The sequence below is a fragment of the Nocardia sputi genome (genome assembly GCF_023501985.1).
This window is the reverse complement of sequence record NZ_JAMFLC010000050.1, coordinates 1-23,374: the sequence shown is the minus strand read 5'-3', so window position 1 is coordinate 23,374 and position 23,374 is coordinate 1. Positions and strand designations below refer to the sequence as shown.

Genomic DNA, 23,374 nt, shown 5'->3' with positions numbered 1-23,374 from the left:
ACGGCAAGGTCGAACGGTTCAACCGCACCCTGCTCGAGGAATGGGCCTACGCCCGCCCCTACCGGTCCGAAACCGAACGCCGCGCCGCGTTCACCGACTGGCTTCACGCCTACAATCACCACCGCGGTCACACCGCACTCGGCGGACACCCACCAGCCAGCCGCGTCCCCAACCTCTCAGGTCAGTACACCTAGGAGGATGCATGCGGACGTTGGCGATCACCCAGAACATCACTGTCGACGGGGCGATCGAGATGCTCGGCGACTGGTTCGACCCGCAGGGACAGGGCGGCGCCGCTAATTCCGATCTTCTTGCGGAGTTGCACAAACAGGACAGCGAGGCGGACGGGCTGCTGCTCGGCCGCAATACCTTTACGGACTTTCGCGGCTATTGGCCCAACCAGACCGACGACCCGACGGGCATCGCCGACTACCTCAACCAGGTGCACAAGTACGTCGTCTCGGCAACGATGACCGATCCGGGCTGGGACAACTCGACGATTCTGTCGGGCGACCTCGTCGCTGAGGTTCGTGCGCTGAAGGAGCAGGCCGGCCGCGACATCGTGGTCACCGGCAGTATCACGCTGTGTCACGCCCTGATCGCTGCGGGCGTTGTGGACGAGTATCGACTCTTCACCTACCCGACCGTGCAAGGCCGCGGCAGGCGACTGTTTCCCGACGGCGTCGAACTGCCCGCCCTGACGCTGCTCGACAGCAAGGCGTTTCGCGGGGGCGTCACCTACACCCGCTACGCTGCGGCCTGAATCCCGAAGCGCCGCGCGGTGATCGAAGGTCGGTGCGAGCCTGCCACCGAACCGCGGGCCCCACATGTCACAATCGAACACACGTTCACCACATTGGAGGTTGCCCTATGACGATCACACAAGGTTCAGCGGGTCTCTGCGAGTGTGGGCGCACCATGCCTGGCCTGGGCCAGTAGATGCTGCGCTCGTACCGAAGCGGGCCCGACAGGCGAACCCGACTCGACGTCGGAGAGAATCTCGTCGGGCGGTCCTAGGTAGACGAGAGTTCGGAGCTCAATGCCCCAGTGAGCCTGCTCACTGGGGCATTGAGTTCCCCGAAATACCTGCTCGAACAAGGTGGTCGGAGAGACGGTCCGCATGCCCGGTGGTGTGAGTGGGAGGGCTGGAAGACCCTGCGGTGTTGGTGCGGCGGGGGCAAGGTCGGTCAATGCCCGCGCGTCCTCGACGCGACCGAGATCCTCCAGCACCGAGCGCTGCGATCGGGTCAGTTGCTCACGCACACCGGTCTCGATCCCAGCTCGGCCGATAGCGGTCAGCGCCCACCCGACCCCTTCCTCGGCGAAACCGTGGCCGGTCAGCCAGTCGACAATCCGCAGGACGTGCCCGTGCTGTTGACCGCATGCAGTAGCCAACTCGCCCGCAGGCCGCGCGGTCCGGGTGAGCGTGCGCAAGACAGCAAGTCGCGGCAGGGTCACCCCCAGCTTCCTCATTTCGGACGACTTTTCATTTCGGACGATCAAGCTCCCTTCCCAACATTTCGAATCAGTGGATGTGGTGCTGCGTTCATCGCGAATCGTCGCTGATCCATCCACGACAGCCCAGTCGGCCACGATTAGAACGACTCAGTTTGTCGGTGATGCGGCCGGATCGCTGGCGCGGGTTCGTCGGGGACGCCGTACCTTACGGCCACGGCACTCACGAAGCTCGTCAGATACAGATCCAGCAGTAGAGGCGTTGTCCTCGCACAACCGCCCGGCTGGCCAGGCCAGCGGCCTGGCCGAGGAACCACGCGAGGCCGTCCGGATCCGGCGGTGTGGGGAACACGTCCGAGGCGGCCCATTCCCGGGCAACGCCATGCAGCGAAGCGTGATCAGCGGCGGCGAGCGCATCACGCAGGGAATCCGTCAGCGACAGACACACCAGCTCTCCCTCGTCGACGGTCGCGAGCAGGTGGCCATGCCGCGGGTCGGCCCGGACAGCCTCGTCCGGCCGGCCTGTAAGGATCACTTCTGCCGGCAGCAGGTCGATAGTCGGGTCTACGCCGTTGACATCGAACCCGTCATAGCCCGTCGCGGCCGGTTCGTCGTCCTCGCGCACCACGGCCCGGATCGCGTCGTCATCGTCTGCAGCAGCGAAGTAGCCATAGATAACTCCCATGCGGTGATCTTGGCACCCACCACTGACAACCACTCTTGATCCCGGCCGGCGTCGCATCGTTCTTCCGTGCGCTGGTGAGGGCCCGGGTTCAGTAGTCGGCCAGCGGCAGTTTCGGCCGCCGAGCAGCGGCCAGCTCAGTAGCTTACTTTCACTGGCACAGGACACCCGCGTTCATGGTCGGTGATCTCGCCGACCTGCGGAGGGTGACGAGCCAGTCCGTGCCCGACGCCTGTCCCTGGTCGGCTCATGCCATGCCGACCAGGAAAGCTGTCGCGCGCCAGCTCGGCCTCCCATGTGTGGTCGCTGTCGACGGGCTCGACGACGTCGCCGCCGGGAGGGACATCCTGCTGGACGGATCAGCCGGGCGCGTATTCGTGCGCCCGGATCCTGAGACCGCGGTGTCGGCCGTCACGGCCTACCGTGCCTCGGCGGACCGGGCAGCGCGGTGGACCGGACTCGGCGCCACTGCCGACGGACATCGAGTCGAGGTTCTGGCGAACGTGCAGGACGGCACCGAGGCATGGGCTGCACGCCGCGGCCCGGCCGAGGGTGTCGGACTGTTTCGGACCGAATTGTGCTTCCTCGACCGCGAATCCGAGCCGACTGCCGAGGAGCAGATGGCCCGCTATCGTGAAGTGCTCGACGCCTACCCCGAGGCGAAGGTGGTCATCCGCACGCTCGATGCCGGATCCGACAAGCCGCTGCGCTTCGCCGGCCATGTCGACGAGGCCAACCCCGCGCTGGGTGTGCGTGGATTCCGGATCGCCGCGCGTGACAGCGGACTGCTCGACCGCCAGCTCGACGCCATCGCCGCAGCAGCCGACAGCGGACACGCCCCGTGGGTGATGGCCGCGATGATTTCCACTGCGGCAGAAGCGAAGGCGTTCGCCGACCAGGTCCGTGCCCGCGGGCTGGTGCCCGGCGTCATGATCGAGGTGCCCGCGGCCGCGATCATGACCGAAGCCATCCTCGAGCACGTCGACTTCGCGTCGATCGGCACCAACGACCTCGCCCAGTACGCGATGGCCGCCGACCGGATATGGCCTGCGTGCTCGCTGGTTTCGGCATCACCTCCCTGTCCGCGGCCGCCACCGCGATCGCCGCCGTCGGGGCCGAACTGGCCACCGTCACGATCGACGACTGTAACCGCGCCGCCACAGCGGTCCTGTCGACGACCGATCCGCAAGCCGCCCGCGCCGCGGCCAGATCTGTGCTCGCGGGGGGATATATCCTGGTAAGGCCATCAACGATGTTTGTGAACAGGTTCACATCAGCGGCACAGCAATCCGACGGTCAACCCCTGTCGCCCCGCACCGTGCCGTTGCTGGAACCTGCACAGCTTTTTCAGGCGATCTCCGGCCGCTTCACCAGCGCCCTGCCGCTCGTCGGGTGGGCGCGCGAACTGGGTGATCTGCACGCCGAACTACTACGGTTCCAGTTCGACCGAGTGCCGCGGCGAGGCTTCGATTGTGAGCAGGTACGTGCACTGATCGATAGAGTCGTGACCGAGATCGACGCGTGGGCGGCGCGAAACATACCGCGCACGAAAAATGCACGCAAACATACGCATTCGCTGGGCGAAGTGATCAGCCACATCGCGAAGACCTACGCCGAGGCATGGTGGACGGTTTTGCATTCGGCGGACGTCGAACTGCGGCACCAGGCGTGGTTTCACCTCGGCGAGGCGCGCGAGGGCTACTCGGAAATGGTGAACGAAATACGCGCACGACATCTCCAGCTGCCGTTGGGAACGAGCGGAATCCCGAGCGGCCGAATCCGATGACAGGGGAGAGGAACCGATCCGACCGGCCATCTGAACAGCACAGAGCCAGAGATGTCGCCAGGGAGAGGGAAGTGCACTGGAAGATCGAATAGGGCCTGGTACCGGGATTCGTCCGTCTCGAGGTGCGGGATTTCGACACCCGCGCTGCCCGGCAACGACGCCGACCGCGGTTCACAACGGCGTGAACCTCGAGACGGGCGATAACCGGCATCGGTTCGGGCCGGTGTCATCGAGGGCGGCAACGGGTTCCGAGCACGGTCACGCGCGTATGACCGAGGGGCCGAGAGCCTTCGAACCGCCGGGCCTCCGCTGGGGGCAGTTCTGTGCCGGTAACCAATGTCTCGAAGTCCGCGACCTCGGCGAAGCGGCAGAAGCTGGTCATCCCGAACTTGCTGTCGGCGGCGACGAGAACACGGCGCTTGGAGCGGTTGACTGCTTGGCTCTTCACAGCGGCGACCGCCGGATCCGGCGTCGTGAGGCCATGCTCTACCGAAATACCGTTCGTACCGAGATAGGCGAGATCGATGACGAGCTCGCCCAGCATGCGCAGTGCCCAGTCGTCCACGGTGGCCAGCGTGCGGCCGCGCATGCGTCCTCCGAGCAACAGAACAGTAATCCCAGCGCTGTCAGCAAGAACCTCGGCGGCGAGCAACGACGAGGTGACCACGGTCAGCTCGTGGTCGGCGATCTTCTCGGCAATGAGGCGCGGTGTGAATCCCTCATCGAGGTATATGGTTTCGGCTCCGTGCAGCAGGCCCGCCGCGGCGGCGGCAATTCGGTGCTTCTGAGCAAGGTCCACTCGGCTGCGGTAATCGACGCCCGACTCGAACGCCGCGCTCTCGAGCGGGATCGCTCCGCCGTGTACCCGTTTGACCAGCTTGCGATCAGCGAGCACTCGCAGATCCCGGCGGATGGTCTCTGTAGCGACCCCGAATTCGGAAGCCAGCGCGCCCACTTCGACCCTGCCGCTGGTCCGGGCGTATTCCAAAATTTTCGACTGACGCGTGTCTGAATCCACGTAGGGCATTCTGCTCCATCGCCACTGGACGCACTGCAGGCCGACCGGAACCTTTGAACGGGATGACGCTGGTCACGGCAGGAAAGAGAACCCGGCACCCCTCACATACGTACCGGGTTCTCTGCCAAGCCTCGGTTGGCCTGGTGTCCTCTCCTGTGACATCCCCATGGCGAGCGGTCGGCGTCAGCCGGCAGGTCGGCGACCACCCGTCCTACGGGCACGTCCGCATCAATCGTGACCGTGATCGAGGACCGCTTTGACCTCATCGGTCGTCCGCGCCGCACGGAGGCGCGCAACCTGGTCCCCATTCACGAAGACCTGTGCGATGCGGTTCAGCAGAGCCAGATGATCGTCCCCGGTCGCCGCGATACCGATGACGAACTCGACCGGCTTGCCGTTCCAGTCGATGGCCTCTGGGTAGCGCACGAGCGATATCCCCGTATGGCGAACCTCGGTTTTCGCAGCATTTGTGCCGTGCGGAATCGCAAGCCCGTTGCCCATGTAAGTGGAGATCGATCGTTCCCGCTCATGCATGGAGTCGACGTACGACGCGTCGACTGCGCCTACGGCGACCAGCAGTCGGCCGGCCTCGTTGATGGCGTCGGCCCTGGTGCCGGCCTGACCGGACAGCACAATCGAGTCGAGGGCGAGCACGTCGGTGCCTGCGGTCGGGTCTTTCTGGACCGGCTCGTCGTCCACCGGGGCACTGACCCGGTTGGCACGTGCGATCATGGCGACGATCTCGTCGTACTCGGGACTGTTCATGAAGTCATCGATAGTGACGTGAATGGCCGAGGGCGTCCGCTCCCGTGCCCGGTCGGCCAGGTCCGTGTGGGTGACAACCAGGTCATAGCTGTCGGTAAGGTTCGAGATCGCCTGGTTGACGACGCTGACCTCAGCGAATCCTGCGCTCTGGATCTTCCTTCGCAGTACGGAGGCACCCATGGCGGAGGAGCCCATGCCGGCATCACAAGCGAAAACAATGCTGGAAATAGTTGATATGGCGACCGTGTCGTTCGACGAGAGCGCGGCGGAGGCAATGGAACGCTTGCCTTTCATCGCCTCCATGGCTGCGGTGGCTTCGGCCAGGTCGGGCTCGTCGGTGACGCGGTCTGTTTTCAGCAGGAGAACAGCGACCAGAAACGTCACGGTCGCCGCGCCGACGACGGACAGCGTGACTCCGAGAAAGCTGCCGCTGGCAGTCTGCGCATACACCGCAATGATCGATCCGGGCGCGGCGGGCGCGCGCAAACCGGAGCGGGCATGGGGCGCATCGCGTTCCTGCTACTAGCATTGTTCGCGAAGATGGAACGCACCTTCACCGCCGAACGCGCCGCCCACGCCCGTGCCGTCGCCGAAGCCAAAGGCCGCCGCATCGGACGGCCCGCCGCCCATCCCGACGACAGAATCGACTACGCCCGCCTCTGCGCGAACAAGGACGCAGCCTCGGCGAAATCGCAACCAAGACCGAGATACCGAAAACCTCCCTGCATCGATACCTCACTGCCACGACAAGCGATTCGACTACCCAGCGGATCGGTACTTGGACGCGACCGAGCAACGGGTCCATCGCGCGCAGCAGAACGGGCGCGGCTGTGCCGGTGAACGACCAGCGGGTGGCCGCGCGGCAGGCAGCGGGATCGCCGGGATCGAGTAGGCAGGTCGCGATCACGTGGGCGACGGCACCGGTGCGCGCGGCGACCTCGTAGGCCAGCATTCCGCCCATGCTGGCACCGAACAGAACCAGTGGCCGGTCATCGGATTTCGTTTCGGCACGCACGAATTCGCAGAGCAGATCGATCCAATCCTCGTAGCGCACCGAACCCGGATCCGGTTCGACGGTATCTCCGTACAGCGGGAGATCCACGGCCATCACGTCCACGTCCTCCCGTGCGGCGAGTGCGGCGAGGGGCCACAGCAGACCCGAGTAGCCGCCCGCCCCGTGAATGGCCAGTGCCCGCACCCCCGCGTCACGGTTGGCGGCGCGGGCGACGTGGACGCGTTTGCCGCGCCACGACCACCACGTCGGAGTCGGATGGATCAGCGATTCCTGACGGTACTGGTCGGGGAGGAACCCCGCGTATCCGATGTAGTCCACACTCCGAGCATCGACGCGGAACTCGGCGGACACAACTCGCGTCCGCCAGGGCGCTCGAGGCTCGGGAATCACCTTTCTACCTGCGGCGATTGGTCGATGCTGCGCGCTGTGGTGCTGTCTACTCGCTTTTGACATCACCGCACTCGATACCGCGTCGGATACGGCCTCAGCCCGGGACGTGTTCCCGGGTGAGGTCCAGGCGGGTGTTCATGTCGAGTCGGAATCGGCCGTAGGGGTTGATATTGGACCAGAACAGCGGGCTCAACGCGCGGCGTTCGTTGTCACCGATCAGGTCGTGGAATGCGTGGTCGTCGGCAATCTGTTCAGCAAGCCGCTTGCGCAGATCCCCGACCTGCACGGCCTGCTCAGCCGCTACCTCGGCCTGCCCGAATCCGGTTACGACAAGCCGCTGTTCCTCGGCCAGGGCCTGCGCGTCTCCGACGTGATCACGCCGGAGACGCTCCGCTTCGCCGCGGTGCTGCGGGCAAACGGTCAACCGGTGCCGCTGCACACCTACAACGACGACCACAGCGGAACGGTCAACGCGTCACTGCCCGACTCGGTGCCGTTCGTGCGCGGCCTGTTCGGCTGAGCCTGCTGCCTGCGGCCGCTCATCGAGCGGCCGCAGGAGCTGTCAGATCACGGGAAGCCAGGGCCCCGGCCGCCGGACAGGCTGCTGAGGGCGCACACCAGCGCCGCGAACGGTTCGGTGACGCCGCCACAGCTCCCCGCGACCGACTCGGCCGGTGCGATCGTCTGCGGTTCGAGCGGCAACGGCGCCGCGCCTGCCGCTCCGACGCCGGCCACGGTTGCGGCACTGATCAGGGCGGCGACGGCCAATCCACGTACTGCGAGCATTTCGAACTCCTCGTGCGTCGGGTAGATGGCCGAACCTACCCGGCAAGTTTTCATCTCACATGACCCGAATTGTGAGGTTCCCAGCGAGAGATCGATGTCCAGCAGCGCATCCAACCCCGCGCACCGCTCGAGGGTGAACTCGTGCGCCAGCCGATCATAGGTCTCGGACTGAGCCTGCTCGCGTGCATGCGCGACACGGCGAACCAGCGTCTCCGGGCCTGGCCGGATCACCCGCGCCGACACCAGATACTCGCACGCGAGCTGGAACAACAACGTCGGGGAATCATGCTCCATCGACCGCGCCAGCAGGAACTCATCCAGTTCCTTCAGCTCCATCGACCCCGGCGGCCGCCACCCCAGGAACTGCGCAACCAGCCGCAGGTGCTCAGTGCGGGTTTGTGCCCGCTTGCCGTAGGAACGGATCAGCGAAGCATCAACTTTCAGCTGCTCGGCCAACCGAGCCACCGCCACCGGCGGCGCATCAGCCACCCTGTCCGGCACGAACCCCAACCACGGCAGCGTGCACAACGCCACCGCCAAACCCAACCTTTCTTCCGGGCCACGCCCCCGCCCCGGCGTCAAAAACGCGACATCAGACGGAGTGAGCGTGAAGAACCGGAACAACTCCTCCCGGCTGATCTCCGGAAACTCCCGCAGACGCGCCAATTCCTCGTCCGCGAACACCCGCGTCGCCACGAAACCCGACCTCCAGCACACCAACCAACCTCAACGGCAGCCAAGCCAACCACCACCCCAGCACACCCGCAGCCCAAACAAGACAACACGACATCGGTGCTGGTCCAGCCATTGTCGTTGTTTTTCGCGCGAGTTCTACCGGGACCCCTGGAAGGACCGGGACCCGACCCTGCCCGTCACCGAACTGCAAGCCGCATGGGTACCCGGCGAACCGGTGCTCTACATCGGCAAAGCCGAGCCCGGCGCCACCGGCAGACGCGGCCTACGCCAGCGGCTCGACGAATACCGCCGCTTCGGCGCCGAACTGGGCTCATGCGGGTGGCCACGAGGCAGTGACGTAGCGGGTGATGCTCATTATCAGCGCCAACGCTTCAGGCAGCTCGGCGATCGGCCGACCGAATCGGGCCGCCAGCTCCTGCGAACTGGCGGAATCCGTAGACCATTCGTGTGCAGCGAACCAGACATCGGGGTTCGTGCGGTCGTCGGTGTAGATCAAGTTCATGGGATCGTTGTCTCGGAACAGCGTGTCTTTCAGGTCGTCGCCACGACTGTCGGCAAAACGGTCGAGGGGATCGAAATCGGTAATCATGTCGCACGCCGCCCGGCTACCCGGCGCCGAGAGTCGATGGATGCGTTCGAACAGCAGATCTTGAGCAGTGCCCGGCAGATAGGGCAATAGGCCTTCCGCGATCCATGCCGTGGGAGCTGCAGGGTCGAACCCGCCCGCCAGCAGGGCTGCTGGCCAATCGTCACGCAGATCCGTCGGGATTTCGCGGCGATCTACCCCAGCGACCGCGTCGTTGTCGGTCAGCACCTGCCGCTTGAAGTCCAGCACCTTGGGCTGATCGACTTCGAAGACGACTGTGTCGGGCGGCCATGGCAACCGAAAGGAACGGGCATCCAAGCCAGCAGCCAGGATTACTGCCTGCCGCACACCGGCAACTGTGGCGGACACGCAGAAATTGTCGAAGAATTTGGTACGAAGTCCGATGGCTCCGAGCATCAAAGGTGACTTCGCCGCCGCGGCTGGATTGTCGAGCAGATGCTGCAACCCTTCATGGCCGGAGGCGGACACGAACATTGCAGCGAAATCATCCCGGACCAGTGGGTCGGGCTGCCCGGACTCCAGTGCCCGCGCAGCAGCAACACCCAGGGCAGTGACGCCGACACTGCTCACGATATCCCAAGAGTCTCCCTCGGTACGCATGGGTTCTCCAATTCTCTCAGCCGATACTTCTCGACCCTGTCTCGAAGACGACCGAACGCGCTTCACTGGGTCGATTGGTTCGACCCTGCCTTCTCAGTAACGCCGCCGCATCAGTACCTCGGTGGTGCTACCTAAGCGAAAGATGGCAACCCGCTGCACGCGGCACCCCCACTCGTGTATCACTTTGCTCTCGGGAGGCGGGTCGAGGAGTTGTCTTCGGGGCTGTCGGGTTACCCCTGATCACATGACCACGATCGAAAATTGCTCAGAACAAGCCCCTTTCGTTCCTGGGGGGCTGTCTGCGCATGCAGTTGCTCGTCACGGCCGCGGTGAGTCGTCGACGAACCCTGCCGTCCTCCACACCAACCCTGCTCACGAGCGGTCACCGTATCCGGCGATCGGCAATGTCCATGCTGTCGTCCGAGAAGGTGAGCGCGACCAGCTGTATCGGGTCCTGTGGTGGGACGGCGAAGGCAACGCTCTGATCGCCGACCCCGCCGGCTGGCTGGAAATCGCTGCCAACCGTCCCGGATTCCTGCGCCTGGAAGGACGACCACCGTCAGCAGCCGGATAAGGGCCGCGATCGGCACGTGCAACCGCCTGGGTCCACCAGGAGTTTTCCGCACGCTCGATGGAGCGTGTGTCAAAAGCTTGGCAGGATCGGGTGGCAGATCAGCATCGACTCCGGGATCATGCGTGCCCATCAACACGCGGCCGGAGCCCGCCGTGACAGCGACGCTCAGACCGAGCCACCTGGCGGACCCGGCGAGAACGAGCTTAGAGACCACGCACTCGGCCGCTCCCGTGCTGCGGCCTTGTTCTACGGGTCCGCGACTTGCGCTGTGGAGCAAGCTGGGCTAATACTTAGCCTCATGGCTAAGTATTCTGTGGTGCTGGACGACGTATTCGCCGCGCTGGCGGATCCGTCTCGCCGCGCAGTGGTCCAGCGCCTCGGGTCCGGTCCTGCCAGCGTCGGGGAGTTGGCCGAGTCCGCGCCGATCACGTTGCCGTCGTTCTTGAAACACATTCGCGTCCTCGAGTCCAGCGGGCTGATCCGGACGGTCAAAACCGGTCGGGTGCGCCGATGCGAACTGGACCGCGAACGGTTCCGGCTGGTCGAGGACTGGCTGGCCGAACAGCGCCGCGTCTGGGAAGGCCGCACCGACCGGCTAGAGCAATTCCTCACCGAAACCAAGGAGTCCACCGATGAATCCTGATCTCGACCTCACCGTCCACCGCGTCATCCGTGCGCCGCGTGCGAGCGTATGGAACGCTTGGACTGATGCGAGCAGCCTTGCGCGGTGGTGGGTTCCCGCGCCGACCCTGTGTCGCGTCGAAAGACTCGAGATCAGGCCCGCGGGTGCTTTCGTAACCACGATGAGTGACGACGGTACGGAATTCGTCCCACACCTGGACGCCTGTTTCCTGGTGGTCGAGCAGCGCGAACGCCTCGTGTTCACCAACGCGCTCGACAGCAGCTGGCGTCCGGCCACGGGGGCTCCGGTGCCGATGACAGCCGAGATCACCTTGCGCGATCACCCGGACGGCACCGACTACCGGGCACTCGTCCGGCACGGGGATCCGGCCGCGCGGGCTCGTCACGAAGAACTGGGATTCGCGCACGGGTGGGGGACGGTCACCGAGCAACTCACCGCGCTCGTCGAGAGCGAGGTCAGGGCATGAAGCTCGCGCTCATCCAGTTCGTCACCCTCGACGGAGTCAGCCAGGGACCCGGTTCACCGGCCGAGGACACCAGCGACGACTTCGATCGCGGTGGCTGGCTGGTGCCCTATCTGGACGAGATGTTCATTCAGCGCACCTCCGAATGGCTCGATGCCGCCGACGGACTGCTGCTCGGGCGCCGCACCTACGAGGCGTTCGCGCGGGACTGGCCCGCTATCACCGATCCCCGTGATCCCTTCACCGAGCGAATGAACGCACTGCCGAAGTACGTGGTCTCCAACACCCTGACAGCGGGTAGCTGGAAACCGACAACACTGCTACCCGGCGACCCGGTCGCCACCGTCGTCGACCTGAAACGTCGACCGGGCCGCGAATTGCAGATCCACGGCAGCTCACACCTCGGCGATTGCCTGCTCGCCGCCGGCCTGGTCGACATCGTCCGACTCGCTGTCGCCCCCACCGTGCTGCGAACAGGAAGACGACTACTCAGCGGCGCCGGCCCGACCACCGGCTTTCGACTCACCCGCCACGAGGCCACCAGTCGCGGCCTGCTCCTGCTCGAATACGAAGTCGGTGGACCCGCACCAATTGCGGAATTCGACGGCGTCGCCCAGTTCGTCTGAGCCCTTCCACGGCACTGCGATGTGGTCGAGGGATCGTGGCGCAAACTGCTGCGCGCGCACGCGCAGCAGTTTGCGCCTGGTCTGGTCGTCCGGCAGTACGCGCTCATGTTTCGCGCCATCCTGCCGGCAGGTCCGCTGTTCCGGGCAGAATCAGTACGCGGTTGCCAGGCGCTTCCGGTGATGGCGCCGTGCGTGCGGATCTCGATCAGCCGGTCGAGCGCGCCCGCGATGGCTTTGTCACTCAGTCCCGCAGAGGAATGCGCCGCAGCGGTTCCGTCATCGGGCGCGCCCTTCCGGGCACTGCCGTCGCGACCGAGCGAGCGAGAGGCCTATAGGCCTGTCTCACCCGCTCGACTCGCGTCTCCACGCTGCCTGGCTGCCCAGTCTCGAATCGCAGAGACGAATTCCTCGGGCGCATCGGACTCCACGTAGGTGCCCGCGCCCTCGACGATCACGGTCCTGTGGTCGGTGAACGTCGCTTCCAGGCGCTCACGCTCCTGGGAACGGAAGGCGATGTCGGCGTCACCCCACACGATCAGTGTCGGCATGTGGGCGAGGTTGGTGAGCCCGGCCTCGACCTCGGCGAAGAAGTCCCGGCTGGCGAGGACCCGCCCGGGAAGCACGGCGGAGGCCTGGCGCCGCTCCGGAGTGCCCAACGCCTGGCTGTAGTGGGTCATTTCGGCCGCGGTGGGCTTGCGCCTTCGGTGGCCTGTGGGGATGAAGGCATTGACGAGGAGGTTGAGCCGCCGGACCAAGAAGCGGACGGGGAGTCCGCCGATGATGCGACCGAAGGCCTCGAAGTGGAGAATGCCGTTGACCGGCCAGGCCCAGGTGTTGGCTAGCACCAACCGATCGAAGACGTCGGGCCGTCGCTGCACGACCGCCAGGCCGATCATGCCGCCCCAGTCTTGCCCGACCAGCGTGACGCCATCGAGGCTGAGCGCGTCGACGACCTCGGTGACTACGTCCGCGTGCTGCTCTGGCAGGTAGCGGTAGCCGGGCTTTGCCGTCGACAGACCGAAGCCCGGGTAGTCGAGGGCGATGCACCGGAAATCGTCGCGCAGTGCGCGGATCACGTCGCGCCACAGGAACGACCAGGTCGGGTTGCCATGTAGGAACAGCAGTGTGGGACCCGACCCCTCATCGACATAGTGGACGGTATGCCCGCCGATGTCGACGAATCGACTCTCGAACGGGAACAGTTCGTCATCGACCCAACCGGGCCGCACGCTCTTGGTGGTATCGGCCATGGTGGCCCCCTCAGGGCTCGGCATCAAGGTATGCTTGAGCATCTCACGCACACTTTAGAACATCAAGCGATAGTAGAAATGATGCGTAGCTATGGCCAGTACTGCGGGCTTGCCCGTTCTCTCGAAGTCGTCGGTGACCGGTGGAACCTGCTCATCGTCCGCCAGCTCCTCGTAGCGCCCGCCCGCTACCGTGACCTGATCGAGGGCCTGCCCGGCATCGCGACCAACCTGCTCGCCGACCGGTTGCGTGACCTCGAAGCCTCGGGCGTGGTCGAGCGGCGACTGACGGGCGAGGGCAGCGTGGTCGAGTACGCCCTGACGCCGTGGGGTGCCCAGTTACGCCAGCCGATCGAGAGCTTGATTCGCTGGTCCACTCCGTTGATGGCCAGTGGGCCCGCCGACGGTGATTCCTTTCGCCCTGAGTGGCTCGCTCTCGCACTCCCGGCCTTGCTCGACACCCGGGTCGAGGTTCGTCCCTCGGCGACGGTCGGTCTCGAGATCGGTGACGCGCCTTTACAACTCCGCGCGACGAGCTCGGGCTTCGAGGTCGGCCCGCAAGACGGTCGCCATCTCGACGCCACCGTCCGCGCCGATCCTGCCTATGTCCTTGGCCTCGCCGCCGGCGCCTTCTCCCTCATCGATGCCCGCTCTCTCGGGCTGGTCGAGGTCGACGGCGACGAGTCCGTCGTCCGCACCGTCTTCGCCGCCTGACAGGGTCGTTCCGCCAGCTGACCTGGGAATTATCGGTCAATCTCGACGTCACCCGGCGGCAGCGGCTCTGGCGGATCGAGCTTGGAACCTCGCGTTGGATACTTCTTACGCTCGTTCGGCCAAGCGGCGGTCGTCGCGGCTTAGACTGTGCGCCAACCGACCCAGTACTTCGTCTGCAACGCCCGACCCGACATCCCCACTCGCGCGTCACGTCGGATAGCGGCGTAGAGCTCGACCTTCGTCTGACGAGGCCACGGCGACTCCCTCCAACGCATGTGTATGGGGCGAAGCACACGCATCCTTGCACCGCAACCAAGATCACGACGTCAAAATTCGCCAACACGAACATCTTCAGATCGAGAGTGACGTCAGGGTCCACCGATCGGTGACGTCACAGATCGCCGATAGAACCAATCTCGTGGACAACTGTTGCGATCTGTTGGGGGATGTGGAATACGTACGGCTCCTCGAGCCAATCACGGTAAAGCGATCCGATCGAAACCACCGCCCCGAAATAGGGCGTGGGCCGCGAACGCGCCGCGCGTGTCCCTGCCGTCGAACCGACGACCGCGAGAGAGGCGTGGCTGGCTGGCACGTCGGGTGACGACACCGCCCGGTGACGCACCTGCGGGACCACGGTAAGAGCTTGTTGCAGCGGTCAGCCTCTCAGGTCGCGGCGGGTGTAGCCGTAGAGTCCGATCGCTGCCATGGCGGCGGCGATGGTGGTGAGCGCGGTGCTTGCGGCCCAGTCGGGTGCGGTGGCGGGTACGGCGGCGAGGTGGGTGAACGGTGAGATTTCGCGGACCCAGGCAGGTGCGCCGATGCTGTGAGCTAGGACGTCGAGCAGGAATCCTCCGACGACGGGCACCGCGCCGATCGCACCGACGGCGTCGGGGTACCAGCCCAGTGCCAGGACCGCGGCGCCGAGCGCGAGCAGGGCCACCGGGGCGACGTTGGCGGCACCGGCGAGGGCCTCACCGAGGCCGAGCGGCGCACCGGTGAGCACCGCACCAGCCCACATCGCGACCGCGGCGGTGAACAGCAGGACTGCGAGCCCGGTGGCGGTGACGGCGATTTCTGTTCCGGTCGAGCGGTACCGTGACAGCGGCAGAGCGTGCAGGGCGGTCCAGCGGCGGGCCTTCTCATCGGCGGCCATGGCTGCGATCCGGATGGCGGCGTAGAGCCCGGACGGGATGGCGAGCAGCGCGAACATCGTCGCGGCGAACCCGGAAGCCGATGCGAGGCCACCGAAACCGGCTGTCGCCGCGAGTTCGGCGAAACGGGGGTTTTTGTCGAAGAATTGGAGGATCGAGGAAATCAGCGCCCCGATCAGCAGGAAGTAGGCGGCGATCCCGACCGCCCACCCGGTGGTGGGCGCAACAGTACGCCGTACAGCGAAACCGGCCACCGATCCGAGCAGACGGGTCCGGGCTGCCCGGGTGTCGGACAGGTCGATCACGGCGCCGCCGAGGTCACGTCCTGCCGCGGTGACGAGAGCGCACGCGGCCGGCACGATCGCAAACCCGAGCAGGACGAGCAACGGTGCGACCCGGTTGTCCGCGTACGGTGCGCTGCGGGCGGCGAGGCCGAACGGGGTCAGCCACGCAGTCCAGGCGAGCGCGGCGACACCGTCGGAGAGCATGCGCAGCAGCAGGCACACCCCGAGCACGGCCGAGGCCAGCCCGGTGGCCGCTGCCCGCGACGGCAACAGTTGCGCGGCGAGCAGTCCCACGCCCGCGAAGATCGCGGTGGTGGCGAACACCGATGCCGCGTGCAGGACCGCTCCGGCGGGGTCGGTGCCGGTCACGACCAGCCCGGCCCCGACCCCGAGTGCGATCACGGTGGCGGCCAGCCACAGTGTGCCGGCGCAGCGCGCGAGCAGGTCCACCCCGCGTAGCCTGCCGCCGAGCAACAGCTCCCAATGCCCGGCCTCTTCCTCGCCACGGGTGAGCCGGGTGGCGGTCAACAGCGCCCATACGCCGCACAGCACCATGACGGGGGTGCCAGTGCGCCAGACGGTGAACCCGCCCGGATCGTCGAGGGCGAGCGGAGCGCCGAACAGGACGCGCACGGCGGGGTTCTCGGCCAATGCGTGCAGGGCATCGGAATCCATGGTGTCGGCGAAGGTGGTGCGGTACTGGGCCGCGACGAGAGCCGACAGGCCGGTGGCGGTGAGCGCGACGATCGCTGCCCCGCGCCGCGCCTGGCGTCGGGTGAGCCGGGCCGCTGCCCGCCCCGGCGCGGGGACGTTCACCGGTTGCGAGCCGGCCGTGGTGGCGGTCATTGCCGTGCCTGCCCGTAGTAGTCGAGGAAGATCTCCTCGAGGGTGGGTTCGCGTGAGGACAGTGCCGTCACTTGTGCCGCGGCGAGGGCGCGCAGCGCCGGTGCCGCGGGCCCGGACAGCGTGAACCGCATTCGTCCTTCGTCGAGTGCTTCGACGGCCTCGACACCGTCCACGTCGCTCAACGTCGGCGCCTGGCCCTGGTAGGTGATTTCCACGATGGTGCGGCGCAGCCGGCGCAGCTCGGCCAGGGTCGCGATCTCCACGAGCCGGCCGGAGCGCAGGATCGCGACCCGATCGCACAACGCCTCGACCTCGCCGAGCATGTGCGAACTGAGAAACACTGTCTGCCCGCGATCGCGGGCTTCGGCGACGCAGTGCCGGAACTCGCGTTCCATGAAGGGGTCCAGCCCGCTGGTCGGCTCGTCGAGGACCAGCAGCGGCGCCCGGGAAGCGAACGCCGCGATCAAAGCGACTTTCTGCCTGTTGCCGGTTGAGTAGGTCTTGGCGGGTTTGTCCACGTCGAGGGCGAAGCGGTCGATCAGCTCGTCGCGATACGCCACGTCGGTGCCCGGCCCTACCCGGGCGAGCAGCTCGAGGGTCTCGGCGCCGGTCAACGACGGCCACAAGGCGACGTCGGCGGGCACGTATGCGAGGTGGTGGTGGGCACGTCGCACATCGGCGGCGTCGGCGCCGAACACCCGCACCGTGCCGGCGGTGGGTCGGATCAGGCCGAGAAGCAGCCGGATGGTGGTCGACTTCCCCGCCCCGTTGGGCCCGAGGAACCCGAACACCTCGCCGGGAGCGACGTCCAAGGTGAGGTCCTCGACCGCGACGGTGCGGCCGAAGCGTTTGGACAGATGCTCGATCGAAACGGCTGCGCGGGTATCGGTGGCGCGCGCGGACAGCGCCGCTGCAGCAGTGGACATGGAAGCCCTTCCAAGGTCGGCGGATATGACATGCCGACCAGACTTCCCGGCGCTCCTGAGAAGAAAGATACGCCACCGTGGCCGTCGCCGCGGCCTTTCGACAGAGGGTCCGGTCGTGGCCGCGGGCGATCCCGCGTTGGGGGATGCCAACCGATTCAGCCCTGTCGAAGCAACGTGGACGGGACCGGGAACCGGCCACATGCCGCACGTGGCCTACGTTCGATACATTGCGCAGATGTTCTGCTTCAGTTGTCGTATGCAGATTATTTGCGGCAATCGTTGAGGCGTGGTGCGATCACAAGCGCCTCGGGCAACTGTGAGCAGAACCGGCGAGGTCTTCGATGCGGCGACGGCCTTCGTCGCAGCGGCGGTCGCCGGGGTCACGCTGTTCTTGCCGGTCGCCGTCCGTGCCCGGCCCGCAGCGACGTCGTACCAGCTCACGGGGCTGCTCAACAACGTGCCCCGCAGCGCGGCACTGGCCGTGATCGTTGCGGTCATCGTGGCGGTTGGGATCACCACGACCGGCCGGCCGGTGCTCGGGTGGGCGGCGGCCGCGGCGGGCTCGGTGGCTCAGCTGATCAACCACCTGGCCGCACCGCAGGTGCCCTCCGCGGATCTACTGACCACGCAGAACTATCTGGACGCCCTGTGCGGCGCGGTGGTGCTCGGCGCGCTCGGGGCGGTGGTACTGCCTCGGCCGTTGCCCGCCGCGGGTTTCGCGCTGGGTGGAATCAGCTTCTTCGCGTTCGGGGGTTTGGCGCAGATGCTGGGTCTCGATCCAGATCTGCAGACGGTGTCGGAGACCCCACCTCGCTGGTTGATCTCGGCAACCGCGGCACTGCTGGTCATTGCCACGCTGCGAAATCGGGCGCCGGCCGGGGAGCCTGGGCCACCATGGATACATGGCGAGTTGCCGTTGGCGCCGATCTTCGCGGCGATCGTGCTGGCAATGGTTGTGCTGTCGGCCACCGAGTGGCTCGGCCGACAGTTCAGCAACGCCCCAGCCGACAGTCACGCGGTGCATATCGGGATAGTCGTGGCTGCGACGATCATCAGTGCGACCGTCGCAGCCGTGCTGCTACCCGGCCGCGACGGCGTCGGGGTGTACCTGGCGGTAAGCCTCACCGCCGCAGCCGACGCAATCGGTTACGCCCCCCGCCCTGGCTGGGCGGTGGCGGTGTTGATCGCTGTGGCCGGAGTCGGCATAGCCGTAGGCAACCGTGCCCGCTCCACGGCAACAGCCATCACACTCATCACAGGTATCACGATCTTCGCTCTCACCGGCGCTGCAGATGCCAACCGCGCAGGCTTCGTGGCGATCAGTATCGTGATCGCACTGACTGCGGGCTACTGCTGTGGCGTGGCATGCCCACACGAGACCTCGAGCGGCGTGCTGGCGATTGCCGCGCTCTATCTCCCCACGGTGGTCTCGGTGTCGCCGTATGCGGTGCGGAACTGGCACGGCGAACAACCCCCGCCCAGCGCCTCGCCGGCGCTCGCGGCGCTCGCCCTCACCATCGGTAGCGCCCTCGGACTCGCCGCGCTGTACAGATTGCGGCGCAGCGGGACACCGCACCTGGGAAACGAATCCGACAGCGAACCCCCTGCTGATAGGTAAGAGCCACGCGTCAGCGATCACGCGTCACCGCCGAAGCTCAGCGAGCCGATCTACCGACACAGCCATCCCGCCGGTTGTGCGAGGGCCGATGTACCGGGAAGGAAGGGTTGCAGCGGTAAGCCGTTCCCTTCGCACGGTCGGCGACCCTGGAACGATTGACACCGTGATTTCGACGTACGCCCACATTGATCGGTCCTAACCGTGACCCATCTCTTCCAGCTCAACCGTGACCCACCCGAGCCCGACGGCGTCCGGTAATGCCGATTACAACGCGATTCGGGTTCGGGGTGTCGCCAATCAGATCCGCGGGCCCCCGCTTTCTTGACTGACGTCCAAGAAGCCTCTACCGTTGCCACGGCCGGCTTCTTGGATGGCGTCCAAGAAGAATGGTGGTCAAGCGGGAGGACGCGAATCATGGAAATCAGTGGGCAGGCCGATCGGCGTGAGGCGGTCGCGGTGCGGCGGAGTGAGGTCTCGTTCCGCTCGGGCCAGGACGAGTGCGCGGCATGGCTGTATACCGCACCCGACCTGCACGACCCCCGCCCGATGGTGATCATGGGACACGGGCTCGGGGCAGTTCGAGAGATGCGCCTGGATGCCTACGCGCAACGGTTCGCCGAGGCGGGGTGGTCGGTGCTGGTGTTCGACTACCGCCACCTCGGAGCCAGCGGCGGAGCACCGCGCCAGCTCCTCGATATCGGCCGCCAACGCGCCGACTGGCATGCCGCACTGGCCTACGCGCGCACACTACCTGAGGTCGATGTCGACCGGATCGCGTTGTGGGGCAGCTCTTTCGGGGGCGGCCATGTCCTCCAGGTCGCCGCCGAAGACACCCGTATCGCCGCAGTCGTGGCCCAGTGCCCGTTCACCGACGGACCGGCGTCGTTGCGCGCACGTATCCGGACCGGCCCCTTGAGCGCAGTGGCGTTGACAGTGGCCGGTGTCCTCGACACGATCGGTTCCTTGTTCGGCGCCAAACCGATCCTGTTGCCGATGGCGGGTACGTCCTGGATGCCCGCGTTCGTGGCCTCACCCGACGCCCTAGCCGGTGCGTCGGCACTTCTGCCCGCGGGGACCCGGCTCTCGCGGCGCACCAGTGCGTTACTGAAACAGCTGCCCTCGGTGCGGGCTCAGGTGTCGAAGAACATCGAGCTGACCGAGATCGATGGCGGGGAAGAACCTGTGACCGGTGTCGGGCGCGACAGCATGTGGGGTGTCCTGCGCGGCCCGGACGGTGAATTCGACGCCGCCAACGCCCTGGCCGCACGGCTGGTGCTGCGCCTTCCACTGGATCGGCCCGGTCGCGCACTGGCATGCTTCAACACTCCGACACTGCTGTGTGTCTGCGACAACGACGCCGCCGCGCCCGCGCAGACCACCGAGCGTCACGCACGGGGCCTGGCGCACGTGCACCTCCAGAGCTACCCGTGCGACCACTTCGGCATCTACCTGGGCGAGCACTTCGAACGCGCCGTGGGTGACCAACTCTATTTCCTGGCAACACAATTCGACGACACAGCAGCCACCACGCGGTAGGTCGCTCCCGACTCGTGGACGTGCGCGGACCGGGCACTCAGCCCGCCGCGGCGGCAAGACCGCGGGCGCTGGCGAGCAACGTCTCGATCACCGCGCGCCGCTGGGCCTGCTCGCCCGGATGCGTCAGCATGCCCTCGACAACAAAAACGCCGATCTCGACCAGCGGATCCACCTCGTCGGCGGGCACGCCGAGCTCGATCAGCTCGGCCCGGAACAATCCCTCGGCCAGCGCGTGGAACTGTTCGTGCCATTCCTGGATGGCCGCGGATTCCTCGGCGCGCGTGTGCACGGTGCTGACCAGCCGGCCCAACTGCTCCAATTCCTCGACCAGCCACAACACCCGATCGGCCAGCCCTGAGTCCAGCACTTGGCTGTAGGAGGCCATCGAGTCGGCCAGGACCGCGTCCAAAACCGCGATCAAGACCGCGTCCTTGTCCTGGAAGTACCAGTACAGCGTGTTCGACACCACCCCGGCCTCGCGGGCGATCCGCGTCATCGACGCCGCGTCGTATCCCTGCTCGACGAATAACCGCCGGGCGGCTACCACGATCTCGGCGCGTTTCTCTTCCCGATCTTGCGGACGTCTGTTGCGAGGCATCTCCAGTCCCGACCTAGTTCCTGCCCCGATACTATCTTGGCCAGCCCCCAAGAACGGTCGCCGGCGGGCGAACTGTCAGGCAGGCGGTCCGACGAACATCCTCTTCTGCCGCATATCGCGCGTTCGGGGTCAGGCGTTGGTCTTGGCGGCGGGAACGCGGCCCAGGTCGCGGTCCTTGAGACGGTAGCTGTCGCCCTTGAGGGAGATGACCTCGGCGTGGTGGACCAGGCGGTCGATCATGGCCGCGGCGACGACGTCGTCACCGAATACTTCTCCCCAGCGGCCGAACGGTTTGTTGCTCGTGACGATCAAACTTGCCCGCTCGTATCGGGACGAGACCAGCTGGAAGAACAGATTCGCGGCCTCGGATTCGAACGGGATATACCCGACCTCATCGATAACGAGCAGCGGAATCCGGCCGAGCTTAATCAGCTCTGCCTGCAGTTTTCCGGCTGAGTGAGCCTCGGCCAGCCGCGCAACCCACTCTGCGGCGGTCGCGAAGGCCACGCGATGACCGGCCTGGCAGGCGCGGATGGACAGCCCGATCGACAGGTGCGTCTTGCCGGTTCCGGGCGGACCCAGGAACACGACGTTTTCGCGGGCCGCGACGAAGTCCAGGGTGCCCAGATGGGTGATGATGTCGCGTTTCAGCGAGCGCTGGTGGTCGAAGTCGAACTCTTCGAGCGACTTCCGGGAGGGGAAGCGGGCGGCGCGGATGCGGCCCTCGCCGCCGTGGGCTTCGCGGGCGGCGACTTCGCGTTGCAGACACGCGGCAAGGAACTCCTCGTGGCTCCAGTTCTCGGTGCGGGCGCGCTCGGCGAGCCGGTCGACGGCACCGGCGAGGGTGGGTGCTTTGAGCGCTCGTGCCAGATAGGCGATTTCGGAGCCGACGTTGCGGGCACCGTTGGTGGAGGTTTTGGTGGCCATCAGGCGATCCCTTCGCTGTCGAGGTTGAGCAACCGGTCATAGGTGGACAGATCGCGGTGCTCGACGCCGGTGTCGAGCACAGGGACCGTGGCCAGATGCCGGGAACGCCGCAGGTCTTTCGCGGCGGCCACGTGGTCGGGATCGCTGAGTGTCTGGTGCGATGCCCCAGCAGCGCTGGTGGCGACCGACTTCGGCGCCGCCGCAGGTGATCACGACCTCGTTCAGGTCGGCGCGGACATCGACGTTGCGGCCGATCACCGCGGGATGCACCGAATAGTCGTTGGAGTCCAGACGCACATAGTGATCACGCGGCAGCCGGGTCGCGGTCCGCCAGCCGACCACCGGATCCACCGGCGGTAGCTCGAGCATCGCGGCCCGGTCCGCGGGCCACCGATCGACCGGGCGGCACCCCAGGCGCCGATGCTGGCGCTGGTTGGCCTTGCCGAGCCAATCGTGCAGTTGAGCGTTGAAATCGGTTGGGCTGGTAAAGATTCGGCCGGGCAGGAACGAAGATTCCAGATAGCCGTTCGCGCGCTCGACGAGGCCCTTGGCTTCGGGATCGCCAGGACGGCATTGGATCACCTTGATCCCGAGCATCCCGCGGAAGGCGTTCATCGCATCGGTCAGCTGCGGCTTGCCGCCACGCCAGTGACCGACCGCGGACTCGTTGTCCCACACCAGCGCTCGCGGCACCCCGCCCCACCCCGAGATCAACGCCCAATGGCCTGCCAGCAAGTCAGGGCTCTGACGCGTCGGGATCATCACCGCCGCGATCATCCGGGAATACCCGGTCACCATGACCAGCACCGGCGGGCGACCGAGGTGACCAAACCCGAACGGAATATCAGCCGGCGGGAACCATAAGTCGCACTGCGCGAGCTCACCGGCCTGATACTCCATCCGCGAGGCCGGATCCGGAGGTTTGAACAACGGCCGCAGCTGCGCGACCCGATCGAAGAACACCGTCTTGCCACGCTGCCAGCCGACCCGTTCCATGATCACCGTTGTCGGCATGTCCGGGAACTCAGCCAGCAACGCACGGACCCGCGGCTCGAACGCATCCACCGCCGAACCCTTCAACGCCCGTTCATATCTCGGTGGCTCATGCGCCGCCAGCGCCTTCTTCACCGTGTTCTTCGAGATCTGCAGATGCCGGGCAATCGCCCGGATCGGCATCCCCTCGCCACGATGCAACCGACGAATCTCCGCCCAATCCTCCACGTTCAGCACCTCATGATTCGTCACAGGGTGGTGGGTCAGCGTTCACCCGGAACCTAGAGGTCAGTATTGGGGATCTGGCACAAATTCCGTGATTCGGCTGGTCCGGGTCGCTCAGTCGCTCAACAGGATTCGCTTCCGAAGAAGGTCTGGTTTCGCGCGCCCGAACATCTGGCGTTTGATCATCTTGATGCGGTTGA

Annotated in this window: 19 protein-coding genes and 6 pseudogenes; 12 read left to right on the top strand and 13 right to left on the bottom strand. The window is 66.2% G+C overall.

Translation table 11 applies throughout. From position 1 onward, the window contains the following. A partial coding sequence (locus tag M8859_RS36040; RefSeq protein WP_249645616.1) for an integrase core domain-containing protein occupies nt 1-194 on the top strand: 194 nt, incomplete at its 5' end. Nucleotides 195-202: 8 nt separating this feature from the next. Then, complete coding sequence (locus M8859_RS36035; RefSeq protein WP_159930558.1) at nt 203-763, top strand: dihydrofolate reductase family protein; 561 nt, start codon at nt 203-205, stop codon at nt 761-763. A 125-nt stretch (nt 764-888) separates the two neighbouring features. Here the strand turns inward: M8859_RS36035 and M8859_RS36030 are convergent, their stop codons facing one another. Both M8859_RS36030 and M8859_RS36025 read right to left on the bottom strand, forming a co-directional pair. Then, a complete protein-coding gene (locus tag M8859_RS36030) occupies nt 889-1,473 on the bottom strand; it encodes a hypothetical protein (RefSeq protein WP_249645615.1) in 585 nt (194 codons plus the stop codon). Between the two features lie 217 nt (nt 1,474-1,690). Further along, on the bottom strand, nt 1,691-2,140 hold the full coding sequence (locus M8859_RS36025) for a hypothetical protein (protein WP_159930560.1): 450 nt from the start codon (nt 2,138-2,140) through the stop codon (nt 1,691-1,693). A 269-nt stretch (nt 2,141-2,409) separates the two neighbouring features. On the opposite strand from M8859_RS36025, the pseudogene M8859_RS36020 reads away from it, so the two are divergent. Both M8859_RS36020 and M8859_RS36015 read left to right on the top strand, forming a co-directional pair. Further along, nucleotides 2,410-3,356, top strand: a pseudogene (locus tag M8859_RS36020) (putative PEP-binding protein); the annotation flags it as partial. A gap of 33 nt (nt 3,357-3,389) precedes the next feature. Beyond that, a complete protein-coding gene (locus M8859_RS36015; protein WP_249645617.1) occupies nt 3,390-3,923 on the top strand; it encodes a DivIVA domain-containing protein in 534 nt (177 codons plus the stop codon). 258 nt (nt 3,924-4,181) lie between these two features. Here M8859_RS36015 and M8859_RS36010 read toward each other — a convergent pair. From M8859_RS36010 to M8859_RS36000, 3 genes and pseudogenes are all read right to left on the bottom strand, one after another. After that, nucleotides 4,182-4,941 (bottom strand): annotated as a pseudogene (locus tag M8859_RS36010) (DeoR/GlpR family DNA-binding transcription regulator). A gap of 228 nt (nt 4,942-5,169) precedes the next feature. Next, a pseudogene (locus M8859_RS36005) lies at nt 5,170-6,198 on the bottom strand (PTS sugar transporter subunit IIA); the annotation flags it as partial. Between the two features lie 61 nt (nt 6,199-6,259). Further along, on the bottom strand, nt 6,260-7,039 hold the full coding sequence (locus tag M8859_RS36000; protein WP_249645614.1) for an alpha/beta hydrolase: 780 nt from the start codon (nt 7,037-7,039) through the stop codon (nt 6,260-6,262). A gap of 304 nt (nt 7,040-7,343) precedes the next feature. Here M8859_RS36000 and M8859_RS35995 point away from each other — a divergent pair. After that, nucleotides 7,344-7,631, top strand: a pseudogene (locus M8859_RS35995) (lipase); the annotation flags it as partial. Between the two features lie 335 nt (nt 7,632-7,966). Here the strand turns inward: M8859_RS35995 and M8859_RS35990 are convergent. Both M8859_RS35990 and M8859_RS35985 read right to left on the bottom strand, forming a co-directional pair. Continuing rightward, nucleotides 7,967-8,593: pseudogene (locus M8859_RS35990) on the bottom strand (DUF4158 domain-containing protein); the annotation flags it as partial. Between the two features lie 310 nt (nt 8,594-8,903). Then, a complete protein-coding gene (locus tag M8859_RS35985) occupies nt 8,904-9,800 on the bottom strand; it encodes a class I SAM-dependent methyltransferase (RefSeq protein WP_159930564.1) in 897 nt (298 codons plus the stop codon). Nucleotides 9,801-10,044: 244 nt separating this feature from the next. Between M8859_RS35985 and M8859_RS35980 the strand changes: the two genes are divergently transcribed. The 4 genes from M8859_RS35980 to M8859_RS35965 all read left to right on the top strand — a co-directional run bounded on the left by M8859_RS35980 (nt 10,045) and on the right by M8859_RS35965 (nt 12,106). Beyond that, nucleotides 10,045-10,374, top strand: coding sequence for a hypothetical protein (locus tag M8859_RS35980; protein ID WP_159930565.1), 330 nt, complete (start codon nt 10,045-10,047; stop codon nt 10,372-10,374). A gap of 298 nt (nt 10,375-10,672) precedes the next feature. After that, complete coding sequence (locus M8859_RS35975; protein ID WP_159930566.1) at nt 10,673-11,017, top strand: ArsR/SmtB family transcription factor; 345 nt, start codon at nt 10,673-10,675, stop codon at nt 11,015-11,017. Further along, on the top strand, nt 11,007-11,483 hold the full coding sequence (locus tag M8859_RS35970) for an SRPBCC domain-containing protein (RefSeq protein ID WP_249645611.1): 477 nt from the start codon (nt 11,007-11,009) through the stop codon (nt 11,481-11,483). Before M8859_RS35975 ends, M8859_RS35970 begins: the two co-directional genes overlap by 11 nt. Beyond that, entirely contained in the window at nt 11,480-12,106 is a 627-nt protein-coding gene (locus tag M8859_RS35965) for a dihydrofolate reductase family protein (protein ID WP_223515655.1), read from the top strand. Before M8859_RS35970 ends, M8859_RS35965 begins: the two co-directional genes overlap by 4 nt. Nucleotides 12,107-12,435: 329 nt before the next feature. Here the strand turns inward: M8859_RS35965 and M8859_RS35960 are convergent, their stop codons facing one another. After that, complete coding sequence (locus tag M8859_RS35960; RefSeq protein ID WP_308221263.1) at nt 12,436-13,380, bottom strand: alpha/beta fold hydrolase; 945 nt, start codon at nt 13,378-13,380, stop codon at nt 12,436-12,438. A gap of 57 nt (nt 13,381-13,437) precedes the next feature. Here M8859_RS35960 and M8859_RS35955 point away from each other — a divergent pair, with 57 nt between their 5' ends. Further along, nucleotides 13,438-14,067, top strand: coding sequence for a winged helix-turn-helix transcriptional regulator (locus M8859_RS35955; protein WP_159930569.1), 630 nt, complete (start codon nt 13,438-13,440; stop codon nt 14,065-14,067). 658 nt (nt 14,068-14,725) lie between these two features. Here M8859_RS35955 and M8859_RS35945 read toward each other — a convergent pair. Further along, the gene (locus M8859_RS35945; RefSeq protein WP_159930570.1) at nt 14,726-16,351 is read right to left on the bottom strand and encodes an ABC transporter permease; all 1,626 of its coding nucleotides are present in this window, start codon (nt 16,349-16,351) and stop codon (nt 14,726-14,728) included. Continuing rightward, nucleotides 16,348-17,277, bottom strand: a complete 930-nt coding sequence (locus tag M8859_RS35940; protein ID WP_159930571.1) for an ABC transporter ATP-binding protein — start codon at nt 17,275-17,277, stop codon at nt 16,348-16,350. The genes M8859_RS35945 and M8859_RS35940 overlap by 4 nt, the downstream gene beginning before the upstream one ends. 316 nt (nt 17,278-17,593) lie before the next feature. Here M8859_RS35940 and M8859_RS35935 point away from each other — a divergent pair, with 316 nt between their 5' ends. Next, nucleotides 17,594-18,895, top strand: coding sequence for a hypothetical protein (locus M8859_RS35935; protein ID WP_249645610.1), 1,302 nt, complete (start codon nt 17,594-17,596; stop codon nt 18,893-18,895). A gap of 414 nt (nt 18,896-19,309) precedes the next feature. Beyond that, complete coding sequence (locus M8859_RS35930; protein ID WP_195072266.1) at nt 19,310-20,431, top strand: alpha/beta hydrolase; 1,122 nt, start codon at nt 19,310-19,312, stop codon at nt 20,429-20,431. A 37-nt stretch (nt 20,432-20,468) separates the two neighbouring features. On the opposite strand, the gene M8859_RS35925 is transcribed toward M8859_RS35930, so the two are convergent. The 3 genes and pseudogenes from M8859_RS35925 to istA form a co-directional block, all read right to left on the bottom strand. Further along, nucleotides 20,469-21,029 carry a TetR/AcrR family transcriptional regulator gene (locus tag M8859_RS35925; protein WP_067892668.1) on the bottom strand — a complete coding sequence of 187 codons (561 nt, stop codon included), beginning with the start codon at nt 21,027-21,029 and terminating at the stop codon, nt 20,469-20,471. A 129-nt stretch (nt 21,030-21,158) separates the two neighbouring features. Continuing rightward, the gene (istB, locus tag M8859_RS35920) at nt 21,159-21,956 is read right to left on the bottom strand and encodes an IS21-like element helper ATPase IstB (RefSeq protein ID WP_195072265.1); all 798 of its coding nucleotides are present in this window, start codon (nt 21,954-21,956) and stop codon (nt 21,159-21,161) included. Continuing rightward, nucleotides 21,956-23,186 (bottom strand): annotated as a pseudogene (gene istA, locus M8859_RS35915) (IS21 family transposase). The gene istB and the pseudogene istA overlap by 1 nt, the downstream one beginning before the upstream one ends. Nucleotides 23,187-23,374: the final 188 nt, after the last annotated feature.

Excerpts from the sequence above, each read along its gene's own strand:
- M8859_RS35970 (WP_249645611.1), top strand. The coding sequence starts at position 11,007 with ATGAATCCTGATCTCGACCTCACCGTCCACCGCGTCATCCGTGCGCCG.
- M8859_RS36015 (WP_249645617.1), top strand. The coding sequence starts at position 3,390 with ATGTTTGTGAACAGGTTCACATCAGCGGCACAGCAATCCGACGGTCAA.
- M8859_RS35930 (WP_195072266.1), top strand. The coding sequence starts at position 19,310 with ATGGAAATCAGTGGGCAGGCCGATCGGCGTGAGGCGGTCGCGGTGCGG.
- M8859_RS35965 (WP_223515655.1), top strand. The coding sequence starts at position 11,480 with ATGAAGCTCGCGCTCATCCAGTTCGTCACCCTCGACGGAGTCAGCCAG.
- M8859_RS36025 (WP_159930560.1), bottom strand. The coding sequence starts at position 2,140 with ATGGGAGTTATCTATGGCTACTTCGCTGCTGCAGACGATGACGACGCG.
- M8859_RS35955 (WP_159930569.1), top strand. The coding sequence starts at position 13,438 with ATGCGTAGCTATGGCCAGTACTGCGGGCTTGCCCGTTCTCTCGAAGTC.
- M8859_RS35960 (WP_308221263.1), bottom strand. The coding sequence starts at position 13,380 with ATGCCGAGCCCTGAGGGGGCCACCATGGCCGATACCACCAAGAGCGTG.
- M8859_RS35975 (WP_159930566.1), top strand. The coding sequence starts at position 10,673 with ATGGCTAAGTATTCTGTGGTGCTGGACGACGTATTCGCCGCGCTGGCG.
- M8859_RS35980 (WP_159930565.1), top strand. The coding sequence starts at position 10,045 with ATGACCACGATCGAAAATTGCTCAGAACAAGCCCCTTTCGTTCCTGGG.
- istB (WP_195072265.1), bottom strand. The coding sequence starts at position 21,956 with ATGGCCACCAAAACCTCCACCAACGGTGCCCGCAACGTCGGCTCCGAA.
- M8859_RS36035 (WP_159930558.1), top strand. The coding sequence starts at position 203 with ATGCGGACGTTGGCGATCACCCAGAACATCACTGTCGACGGGGCGATC.
- M8859_RS35985 (WP_159930564.1), bottom strand. The coding sequence starts at position 9,800 with ATGCGTACCGAGGGAGACTCTTGGGATATCGTGAGCAGTGTCGGCGTC.
- M8859_RS35940 (WP_159930571.1), bottom strand. The coding sequence starts at position 17,277 with ATGTCCACTGCTGCAGCGGCGCTGTCCGCGCGCGCCACCGATACCCGC.
- M8859_RS35925 (WP_067892668.1), bottom strand. The coding sequence starts at position 21,029 with ATGCCTCGCAACAGACGTCCGCAAGATCGGGAAGAGAAACGCGCCGAG.
- M8859_RS36030 (WP_249645615.1), bottom strand. The coding sequence starts at position 1,473 with ATGAGGAAGCTGGGGGTGACCCTGCCGCGACTTGCTGTCTTGCGCACG.
- M8859_RS35945 (WP_159930570.1), bottom strand. The coding sequence starts at position 16,351 with ATGACCGCCACCACGGCCGGCTCGCAACCGGTGAACGTCCCCGCGCCG.